General features: G+C 61.2%; 6 protein-coding genes. All 6 read right to left on the bottom strand.

Going from position 1 to position 6,376, the window contains the following annotated elements; translation table 11 throughout:
• Positions 1-107: 107 nt before the first annotated feature.
• Positions 108-1,031, bottom strand: a complete 924-nt coding sequence (locus tag IE111_RS06145) for a M23 family metallopeptidase (protein WP_189607608.1) — start codon at positions 1,029-1,031, stop codon at positions 108-110.
• A gap of 13 nt (positions 1,032-1,044) precedes the next feature.
• Positions 1,045-1,962, bottom strand: a complete 918-nt coding sequence (gene lpxC, locus IE111_RS06140) for a UDP-3-O-acyl-N-acetylglucosamine deacetylase (protein WP_189607607.1) — start codon at positions 1,960-1,962, stop codon at positions 1,045-1,047.
• Between the two features lie 133 nt (positions 1,963-2,095).
• Positions 2,096-3,256, bottom strand: coding sequence for a cell division protein FtsZ (gene ftsZ / locus IE111_RS06135; RefSeq protein WP_189607643.1), 1,161 nt, complete (start codon positions 3,254-3,256; stop codon positions 2,096-2,098).
• A gap of 140 nt (positions 3,257-3,396) precedes the next feature.
• Positions 3,397-4,647 carry a cell division protein FtsA gene (gene ftsA, locus IE111_RS06130; RefSeq protein ID WP_189607606.1) on the bottom strand — a complete coding sequence of 417 codons (1,251 nt, stop codon included), beginning with the start codon at positions 4,645-4,647 and terminating at the stop codon, positions 3,397-3,399.
• A gap of 8 nt (positions 4,648-4,655) precedes the next feature.
• Positions 4,656-5,426, bottom strand: coding sequence for a cell division protein FtsQ/DivIB (locus IE111_RS06125; protein ID WP_189607605.1), 771 nt, complete (start codon positions 5,424-5,426; stop codon positions 4,656-4,658).
• Positions 5,423-6,367 (bottom strand): D-alanine--D-alanine ligase, encoded by a 945-nt coding sequence (locus tag IE111_RS06120; protein ID WP_189607604.1) that lies wholly within the window; start codon positions 6,365-6,367, stop codon positions 5,423-5,425. The genes IE111_RS06125 and IE111_RS06120 overlap by 4 nt, the downstream gene beginning before the upstream one ends.
• Positions 6,368-6,376: the final 9 nt, after the last annotated feature.

The raw sequence follows: 6,376 nt of genomic DNA, 5'->3' as shown, positions 1-6,376 counted from the left end.
GGTTTTGTAGCGGCGGGCAGGCACTGGAAAGCTCCTTTTGAATAGCAAGCCGTGATTTTAACCTTAAAGAAGGGATACTTTCACAGCCTCGATGCCCACCCTACGAGTTAGAACTGGGCTACGCGGTTGATGAACTTGGCCGGGTCGACCGATTTGCCCCGGTGAAGGACCTCAAAGTGGACGTGCGGGCCTGTGGATCGGCCGGTACTGCCCATCAGGGCGACCACATCGCCTTTCTTGATCACATCGCCGACGTCGACCAAGAGCTCTTTGCAGTGGGCGTAACGGGTCACGTAGCCGTTGCCGTGGTTGATCTCGATGAGGTTGCCGTAGCCGTAACGGTCCGATGACCAGGTCACCACACCGGCGGCGACTGCAACGATGTTGGAGCCGTCCTTACCGGCGAAATCGACCCCGTCGTGCCAGGCGACCTTGCCGTTGAAAGGATCGTTCCGGTAGCCGTAGCGAGAGCTCATCCAGCCACGCTGGATCGGGCGACCGGCCACGAAGGTGGCGGACTGGATCTTGCGATCTCCCAACAGGGAGTTCAGGACGGATAACTGCTGCTCGCGATCGTCGATCAGGGAAGAGAGTTGATCGAGAGCGGTGACGAAATCGGGCGGGTTATAGTCGCCGGTGTCGGTTTCGGGGCCACCGACGGCGGGCGGTACGGCAAAATCGAACTCACCGTCTTCGAGTTCCGCCACATCCACCAGGCGCTCGCCCAGAGCATCCAGACGGGTCAGTCGGGATTGCAGTTCCGCCAGTTTGACGGTCAGGGCGCGGATCTGTTCTTCGGTGTATTCACGGGTGCGGGCCAGTTCTTTTTCCTGTCCGCTGATGCGTTTCTGCCACTGACTGACCGCATAAGGATCGATGATGCCATCGCCCCCCCGGGACTGAAGTTGCAGCGTCAACATGACGCCCAACGCAATCAAGCCCGCTAACAGCAGGCTTGCCAGAATAATCAATGCGGACAGTGAAATCGTTCGGGACCGACCATGGCGCCGGCTGACCAGAATGATGTTCATACTACGTCGCTACCTAGTTAGTGACCAGGACGGGTGCGTACGCGATCGGCACCGAGTCGGTATCATCCTCCTCAAAGGTAGCAAATTCCCAGGCATCTTCCTGCTTCAGCAATTCACGCAGCAGGAGATTGTTCAGACCATGCCCGGACTTGTGGCCGATAAACCGTCCGATCAGACTGTGGCCCAACAAGTAGAGATCACCGATGGCGTCCAACACCTTGTGTTTGACGAATTCGTCTTCGTACCGCAAGCCATCTTCGTTCAGGATCTTGTAATCGTCAACTGCAATTGCGTTATTGAAGCTGGCACCCAGCGCCAGATTATTGGCGCGCAGGTATTCGAAATCCCGCATGAAACCAAAGGTTCGGGCACGGCTGATCTCTTTGACAAAGGCTGTGGTGGAAAAATCAAGCTCGGCCGTCTGGGACCGGTCACGGAAGACCGGATGGTCGAAATCGATGGTGAAACGTACGGCGAAGCCGTCGTACGGTTCGAAACGGGCCTCTTTGTCGCCATCGACGACCGCGACCGGTTTCTTGATGCGAATAAATCGTTTGGCCCGGCTCTGCTCCTCGACACCCGCCGACTGCAGCAGGAAAACGAAGGGGCCGGCGCTGCCGTCCATAATGGGCACTTCAGCCGCGCTGACCTCGATGTAGGCGTTGTCCACGCCGAGGCCGGCGCAGGCCGACAGCAAATGTTCGACGGTGTCGATGCAAACGTCACCTTTAACCAGCGTGGTGGACAGCGTGGTATCGCCCACATTCAGGGCATGGGCAGGAATTTCCACGGCCGGATCAAGATCCGTCCGGACAAAAACGATACCCGTGTCCACGGGAGCCGGTTTCAATGTCAAATACACCTTCTTGCCGGAGTGCAGACCCACTCCCGTCGCGCGAATGGTGTTTTTCAGTGTTCGTTGCTTAACCATGGGGTAATTGACCCTATCATCGGTGCCAGCAGACTGGCCGTGCACCGTCAAACGTTGCTCAGAGGGCGAGCATTCTAGCAGAAGGCCGCCCCTGAACAAATGTTGCTGCCTTTGGAGTAATGTTCCATTTTTGTCAGTCCGCCTGGCGCCGCAAAAAGGCCGGAATGTCGAGATAATCCAGATCTTTCGCCGAGCGCACCGGCTTTCTGTCCTCTTCCGGTTCGGCCGCCTTGGCATTTCGCACCGCTGTGGGGCGCTCCAGGGCTTTGTAGTCCGGGCTACCGTCGGCCTTGCGGGTGTTGTCCACCGCGACCTTGGGCTTTTCGGCCCGGGCCACTTCCTGGCCGATGCCGGTGGCGACCACCGTGACGCGGATTTCATCCTTCAGTTCCGGATCAATAACCGTGCCAACTACGACCGTCGCTTCCTCGGAGGCGAATTCCTCGATGGTGTTACCCACCTCGGTGAACTCGTCCAGACCCAGATCGACGCCGGCGGAGATGTTGACCAGGATGCCACGAGCACCGTGCAGGTCGACGTCTTCCAGCAGCGGGCTGCGGATGGCCATCTCGGCCGCGCGCTGGGCCCGGTCCTCGCCGGAGGCGATGCCGCTGCCCATCATCGCCATGCCCATTTCGGACATCACGGTGCGCACATCGGCAAAGTCGAGGTTGATGGTACCGGGACGGACGATCAGGTCGGCCACACCCTGCACCGCGTTTTGCAGCACGTTATTGGCTTCGGAGAAAGCCTCCAGCAGCGTCACATTCTTACCCAGAACGGTCAGCAGCTTCTCGTTCGGGATGGTGATCAGGGAATCCACGTTTTCACGCAGCATATCCAGACCTTCCATCGCCACTTTCATACGGCGACGGCCCTCGAACGGGAATGGCTTGGTCACCACGGCCACGGTGAGAATACCGAGGTCCTTGGCGATTTCCGCCACGACCGGCGCCGCACCGGTTCCGGTGCCACCGCCCATACCGGCGGTGATGAACACCATATCGGCGCCCTTTAATACCTCGGCGATGCGCTCGCGGTCTTCCAGCGCCGCCTGACGGCCGATTTCCGGGTTGGCACCGGCGCCCAGACCTCGGGTAATGCCGTTGCCGAGTTGCAGTTGAGTGGTGGCTTCCACGCCGCGCAGCGCCTGAGCGTCGGTGTTGGCGCAGATGAATTCCACCCCGTCGATGTGGGACTCCAGCATATGCCGAACGGCGTTACCGCCACCGCCGCCACAGCCGAAGACCTTAATCACCGCCGATTGCGGCTGTTCGTCTACAAGCGTGAACATGTCACCTCCGTTCAGCTCTGGATCATAGTTGGACATCTTCCTGCTCCTTCCTTCGTTGTTATGAACGACCTCCGAAGAAGTCGCGCCCTGAATTCAGTTTCTTTTTATCGTGATGACCCCGCGCGGGGGCTCTCTCCTCTTTAAAAATTTTCCGCAACCCATTGCTTCAGCTTTGACAGGGCGCCCGGACCCTCTTTGGGTTTGCGCACCTTGGCGGCGGAAGCCGGCTGTTTGCCGCTTTGCATCTGTCTCAACCCGTACTGCAACAGACCGACACCGGTGGCGTGGATCGGGTTGGAGACCACATCCGACAGGCCGGACACACCCTGAGGTATGGCCAGACGAACCGGCACATGGAAGACTTCCTCGGCCAGTTCCACGGCCCCTTCCATCTTGGCGGTCCCGCCGGTCAATACGATGCCGGCCGGAATCATTTCCTCGAAACCGCTGCGGCGCAGTTCGGCCTTGATCAGGTTGAACAGCTCCTCGTAGCGTGGCTCGACCACTTCGGCCAGCGCCTGACGGGTCAGCTCGCGCGGACTGCGGTCGCCGACGCTGGGCACCTTGATGGTTTCGTGCTCGCCGGCCAGTTGTGACAGCGCGCAGGCGTACTTGATCTTGATTTCCTCGGCATGCTGGGTCGGCGTCGCGAACGCCATGGCGATGTCGTTGGTCACTTGGTCGCCAGCAATCGGGATCACCGCCGTATGGCGGATCGCGCCTTCGGTGAAGATCGCCATATCGGTGGTGCCGCCACCGATGTCGACCAGGCAGACACCGAGTTCTTTTTCGTCCTCGGTCAGTACCGATTGTGCCGAGGCCAGTTGTTCGAGAATGATCTGGTCCACTTCCAGACCGCAACGACGTACACACTTGTCAATGTTCTGCACCGCGTTTTGGGCGCCGGTCACCAGGTGCACCTTGGCTTCCAGGCGCACGCCGCACATGCCCAGCGGTTCCTTGATGCCTTCCTGGGAGTCGATGATGTACTCCTGCGGCAGAATGTGGAGGATGCGCTGGTCCGCCGGGATGGCGACGGCCTGGGCGGCGTCGATGACGCGCTCGAGGTCGGCGTCGATCACCTCCTTCTCTTTGATGGCGACGATGCCGTGGCTGTTGAGGCTGTTCACGTGACTGCCGGCGATGCCCACATAAACCGAGTGGATATCACAGCCGGACATCAGTTCGGCTTCCTCGACGGCGCGCTGAATGCTCTGGACGGTGGATTCGATGTTGACCACCACCCCTTTCTTGAGCCCGCGCGACGGGTGCGAGCCGAGACCGACGATCTCGATCCCGCCGTCGGCGGTCACGGTGCCGACGATGGCGACGACCTTGGACGTTCCGATATCCAGGCCGACGATCAATTTTCCTTTAAACGGCGATGTCATGGTTCACCTCATGCCGATGGTTCGGTGTTGTCGCGCTGGCCGACGGCCAGGCCGTTCGGGTAGCGCGCATCTATGTAATCAATCGTGTTCGGATCCAGTCCGCCGCGCTCCAGCAGGGCGACGACGCGACGGGTCCGTTCCAGCATGTCGCGCGAGCCCAACGCGACGTCGATGCCGTTATCCAATGTCAGATCCCAGGCTCCGCGCGGGTGCATGCGCACCCCTTTCAAACGGTATCCGGAGTCCGAAAAGACCCGCGAATACTGCAGATACTGCTCCATGACGCGTTTGGCCTGCCGGTCCGGCCCGTTCAGCTCCGCCAGGACCAGGTCGGCGACCGGTCGCGCCAGTGGTTCGCCATCGCTGTTCAACACCTGGTCGCCGTTCCAGCGAGCGACCGGCTCATGTTCACGCACGGCGATCAACAACCGGCTCGGCCAGGCCTTGGTCACCGTGGCCGCGTCGATCCAGGGCAGCGCTTCGACAGCGTCCTGGACCTCCCCCGGCGACAGCGTCAGCAAACTGGAGCCTTTAAAGGTCTCCAGAGTCGCGTCCAGACGGGCGCGATCCTCGTACACCAGAGTGCTGTCCACCTGCCAGCCGGTCAGTGCCATGGGCTGCCATTCAATGTCGAGTAACCAGCGCCCGGCGCTGATCACCACCGCCACTGCGATACCGCCGGCCAACAAGCGCATGCCCCGTCGCAGCGGTGTGCGCCAGTCGATCGGTTGGCGGCGCTTGGTCGCGCCGCGCTTGACGGGCTTCTTGCGCTTGGTCATTCACGACGCTCCGGTACGGTCGCCAGGATGCGGTGCATCAGTTCGGCCAGAGACCATCCGACCGCGTTCGCCGCCTTGGGTACCAGACTGTGATCGGTCATGCCCGGGATGGTGTTGGCTTCCAGCACCAGCGGTTGCCCGGCCTCGTCCATCATCAAGTCGACCCGTCCCCAACCTTCGCAACCCAGGGCGCGGAAGGCGCGCAAGGCCAGGTTCTGAACCTCGGTCTCGCGTGCCTCGCCCAGGCCCGAGGGCAGGCCGTACTCGGTGTCGTTCTTCTCGTACTTGGCTTCGTAGTCGTAAAAACCGGTGGCCGCCTTGACTCGGATAACCGGCAGTGCGACATCCCCCACCACCGCGACCGTGTATTCCTGGCCGGTGATGAATTGCTCGATCATCACCTCCCGGTCGTAGCGGAACGCCAGGTCGCAGGCGGCCTTCAGGCCGTCGGCGTCGTCCGCCCGGCTCATGCCGATGCTGGACCCTTCATGCACCGGCTTGACCATCACCGGATAGTCCACCTGATGTTCCAGCGCCGCGCGTTCCTCCTCGGAGCGGATCACGGCGAATGTCGGTGTCGGCACATTGGCACTGCCGAACACCCACTTGCTGCGCAGCTTGTCGATGGCCAGCGCCGACGCCAGCACGCCGCTGCCGACATACGGCAGGCCGCACCACTCCAGCAGGCCCTGCAGCACACCGTCTTCGCCGCCGCGACCGTGCAGCACCGGAAAGATGACGTCCGCTTTAACCTGACGCAGCCAATCCATCAGTCCGGCGCGGCTGGTGACATCGTGAGTCAGCACTTCGTAACCGGCGTCTTTCAGCGCCTGGATGACCGTCTCGCCGCTGCGCAGCGCCACGGCCCGCTCGGCGGATTCGCCGCCATAGACCACACCCACGGTGCGGAAACGTCGCTGTTCGGGTTTCAAAGTCGTCATTTGGCCAAC

Origin of the sequence: Saccharospirillum salsuginis (assembly GCF_014651855.1) — a bacterium.
Lineage (GTDB): Bacteria > Pseudomonadota > Gammaproteobacteria > Pseudomonadales > Natronospirillaceae > Saccharospirillum > Saccharospirillum salsuginis.
This window is presented reverse-complemented; position numbering and strand designations above follow the sequence as displayed.

What these genes read in the sequence shown, in the direction of transcription:
- IE111_RS06145 (WP_189607608.1), bottom strand. Translation starts at nt 1,031, where the DNA reads ATGAACATCATTCTGGTCAGCCGGCGCCATGGTCGGTCCCGAACGATT.
- lpxC (WP_189607607.1), bottom strand. Translation starts at nt 1,962, where the DNA reads ATGGTTAAGCAACGAACACTGAAAAACACCATTCGCGCGACGGGAGTG.
- ftsZ (WP_189607643.1), bottom strand. Translation starts at nt 3,256, where the DNA reads ATGTTCACGCTTGTAGACGAACAGCCGCAATCGGCGGTGATTAAGGTC.
- ftsA (WP_189607606.1), bottom strand. Translation starts at nt 4,647, where the DNA reads ATGACATCGCCGTTTAAAGGAAAATTGATCGTCGGCCTGGATATCGGA.
- IE111_RS06125 (WP_189607605.1), bottom strand. Translation starts at nt 5,426, where the DNA reads ATGACCAAGCGCAAGAAGCCCGTCAAGCGCGGCGCGACCAAGCGCCGC.
- IE111_RS06120 (WP_189607604.1), bottom strand. Translation starts at nt 6,367, where the DNA reads ATGACGACTTTGAAACCCGAACAGCGACGTTTCCGCACCGTGGGTGTG.